This window comes from Nostoc sp. DedVER02, assembly GCF_034530675.2.
In the GTDB taxonomy this organism is placed as follows: domain Bacteria; phylum Cyanobacteriota; class Cyanobacteriia; order Cyanobacteriales; family Nostocaceae; genus Nostoc.
In genome coordinates this window covers 1-3,640 of sequence record NZ_JAVRCP020000079.1, presented here as the reverse complement: position 1 = coordinate 3,640, position 3,640 = coordinate 1, and the positions used below count along the sequence as shown (strand labels likewise).

Annotated in this window: 3 protein-coding genes; all 3 read left to right on the top strand. The window is 39.0% G+C overall.

Going from position 1 to position 3,640, the window contains the following annotated elements:
* A partial coding sequence (locus tag RMZ41_RS31900) for an MvdD family ATP-grasp ribosomal peptide maturase (protein ID WP_322644581.1) occupies window positions 1-794 on the top strand: 794 nt, incomplete at its 5' end.
* A gap of 140 nt (window positions 795-934) precedes the next feature.
* Window positions 935-3,034 (top strand): patatin-like phospholipase family protein, encoded by a 2,100-nt coding sequence (locus RMZ41_RS31895; protein WP_322644582.1) that lies wholly within the window; start codon window positions 935-937, stop codon window positions 3,032-3,034.
* A 128-nt stretch (window positions 3,035-3,162) separates the two neighbouring features.
* Window positions 3,163-3,567, top strand: a complete 405-nt coding sequence (locus tag RMZ41_RS31890; RefSeq protein WP_322644583.1) for a hypothetical protein — start codon at window positions 3,163-3,165, stop codon at window positions 3,565-3,567.
* Window positions 3,568-3,640: the final 73 nt, after the last annotated feature.

The following is a 3,640-nucleotide window of genomic DNA, read 5'->3' as shown; positions in this document are numbered from 1 at the left end:
TAGATTTAAGTGAAGTCTCCTCAGTTTGGTATCGGCGGATGCGCTACGGACAAAAAATCCCTGACTCAATGGACAAGCAATACAGAGATGCCTCAATTAACGAATGTCGCGCCACAGTCAGGGGTATGATTGCCAGCCTTCAGGGATTTCACTTTGATAAAATGTCCAATGTAGATCGGGCTAATAATAAGCAACTACAATTGCAAGTTGCACGAGAAGTTGGTCTTGTAACTCCACGCACTCTGACTTCAAACAATCCAGAAGCAGTTAAGCAATTTGCTCAAGAGTGTAGCCAAGGTATAGTTACCAAAATGCTTTCTTCTTTTGCTATCTATGACGATCAGGGGCGAGAAAACGTTGTGTTTACCACTCCAGTTACAAATGATGATCTGGAGAATATGGAAGGACTGCGTTTTTGTCCGATGACCTTTCAAGAAAATGTGCCCAAGGCGTTGGAATTGCGGACAACTATTGTTGGACACCGCGTATTTACTGCCGCAGTAGATTCCCAAAGCTTAGAAGGATCTACTTACGATTGGCGCAAAGAGGGGAGAGCCTTAGTTAAAAATTGGCAACCCTACGACTTGCCAGAAGATATTGAGAAAAAACTGCTCAAACTGATGGCTTATTTTAGCTTAAACTATGGAGCAATTGATATTATTGTCACGCCCGATGGTCGGCATGTATTCCTCGAAGTTAACCCAGTCGGGGAATTTTTTTGGATGGAGATATATTCACCACACTACCCCATTTCGCAGGCGATCGCAGAAGTATTACTGACTAATAAAAATTAGAAAATTGAGCCTTGTATATTTTTCTTGTCTTCTATTTTGAAAGTTGTTAGTAAGATTTCACTATTTTCACTATTAAGTTTATTAATATTAAATTCCTTATTGAAAAGTACGAATTATTGATATTTGGAGATGAAACCCTTGTGATCAACCTAGTAAATACACAAACAGTTTTAACATTTGATGGGATAAAAGATTATATAGATTTTGGCAGAAACGATATTGGCGGCGTTTTCGCTCAAGGAAGTTCAGCTTTTACGGTTTCAGGATGGGTAAATCCATATGAATTAACAAATAAAGCCACTAGTTACGGGACGCGCAATGTATTTTTTGCTCGTTCTTCAGAGAGATACAGTGATAATTTTGAATTCGGCATCAGTGAAACAGGAAGCCTAGATATCTACATTGATGAAACTGTTAGCAAAAATATCAAAACCTTTGGGCAAGGAGAATTAACTATAGGACAATGGCACTTTTTTGCTATTGTTTTTAATAGTGGTCAGCTAACCGTATATCTTGACGATCGCGAATACAACGATTCTCTTAGAGGTTCATCTTTAAACAAAGCCACAAGTTCTACAACTCTGGGAGCAACGTTACACAAACAAGTCTATTTCAAAGGACAATTAGCAAACATTAGCGTTTGGAATTATCCCTGCACTCAAGCAGAAATCCAGACTCATCGTTGTGGGCTAATAGCCGGAGATGAATCAGGATTAGTGGCTTACTGGAAATTAGACGATGGGCAAGGTACAACTGTCAAAAACCAAACTGGAAAGTCCTATCAAGGAAATTTTCGCGGTAATCCTATTTGGACTTTAGCAGAAATTCCATTCGCAACACAATCATTAAATCCAGTTATATTTGCAGCAGAACCATCCAATCAAGAAGATATTCAACTTGAAGAGATCCAAACTGAGACAGCAGTTATTCCTGAAGAAAATATCTCACCACTAACTACAAGTTTATTAGCAGCAACGGTATCGTTAGTAAGCGACGACGAAAACCAACCAAAGGAAATTCAACAGACAGAAATAAACAGCGAAGAATCCGAGATTATTCCAACTGCGATCGCTCTTGCACAACATGACGACGAAACTAAAACAGACCAAACTGAAGATCCCGTCAATATCCAACAAGCACAAATATTAACTCAGGAGGAATCGCCAGAAACTATGAATACAACAACCCGTCCCAAATATAAAATACTTTCCATTGATGGAGGCGGTATTCGGGGCATTATTCCAGCATTAATCCTAGCAGAAATTGAACGGCGGACACAAAAGCCTATATTCAGTTTGTTTGATTTAATTACTGGCACTTCCAGTGGCGGAATTTTAGCACTTGGACTAACTAAACCACGATTAAGTTCCGATGTATCTGATAACTTGCCAGTCGCTGAATACACTGCTGAGGATCTCTTAGAGCTATTTCTTGAGTATGGGGTAGAAATATTTTATGAGCCGTTGTTTGAAAGACTACTTGGCCCATTAGAGGATATATTTCTTCAGCCAAAATATCCTTCTGAAAGCAAAGAAGAAATTTTAAGGAAATATTTTGGTAATGCTCCTCTAGAAAATAATCTCAAAGAAGTTTTTGTAACGAGTTACGATATCGAGCAGCGAATTCCGATATTTTTTACAAACCAACTAGAAAAGCAGCAAATAGAATTTAAGAACTTTTGTAAGTTATGTGGGGGTTTTTCGCTCCTAGATGCAGCATTGGCAACTAGTGCTACTCCAACTTATTTTGCTCCTCATCGGCTTGTAAATCCCCACAATAGTGGTATCGCCTATACTTTAATCGATGGTGGAGTATTTGCTAATAATCCAGCCCATTTAGCTATTTTGGAAGCACAAATTAGTAGTAAGCGAAAAGCCCAAAAAGTTCTGAATATAGAAGATATTTTAGTAGTTTCTTTAGGTACAGGTTCGCTGACGAGTGTTTACCCTTATAAAGAAGTCAAAAATTGGGGACTCTTGCAATGGGGAAGACCGCTTTTAAATATTATGTTTGACGGGAGTAGTGAAGTGGTAGCTGGAGAATTAGAACAGTTGTTTGAACCTACTGATAAAGAAGCTAAAAGTTTTTATTATCGTTTTCAAACATTGTTAGATAGCGAACTAGAAGAAATCGATAATACCAAACTCCAAAATACTCGTCAGTTACAAGCTATAGCCCATCGATTAATATCTAACAAAAGTCAACAAATCGATGAACTGTGTAGTCTTTTGTTGAGCTAAATCAAAAATCTTACATCTTGCACCAGTTAGTTGGTGCAAGATGTAAGATTTTTAATTTCTTCACAAAAGAAATTAGTAATGACTTTCTTAGTCATGTTTTCACTTTATAAGGATTGTAGGTAAGTACAATGGATGAACTCGTCAAAAAAATTTCTGGTTTAGGCCTTCCTGGCATACTTTTCGTGATAGCAACGGGTGCATCAGGGGGTAATGTCGCTGCCGTTGTCGCTATGCTTTCAACGCTGGGCGGGCCTTTAGGCCTCTTAGGAGGTTTAGGCTTGCTTGGGCTGACAGCCGTTCTAGGGGAATATATAGCGGGATTTGGAATTGAAAACATTCTCAAGCTCGTCTATACAGAACGTAGCAAAACTGAATCTGTCAGATTTCTTCTCAAAGAAATTCAAGAATTGCCCATTTCAGATGAGTTAAAACTCAAACTGAAACATCACATTAGCCCAGTAGTCGTTACTGAGCCTGACCAAGGCCCTTTTCCGAGAACAGTTGAAATTGTTGATGAGGAACCATTGACCTAGTAGTACGCCAAGGGAACTTGGCGGGGGAAAGGGTTTAAATCCCTTACCCTTTTCCCTTTCCCCTTTCCCCAGC

Excerpts from the sequence above, each read along its gene's own strand:
- RMZ41_RS31890 (WP_322644583.1), top strand. The coding sequence starts at position 3,163 with ATGGATGAACTCGTCAAAAAAATTTCTGGTTTAGGCCTTCCTGGCATA.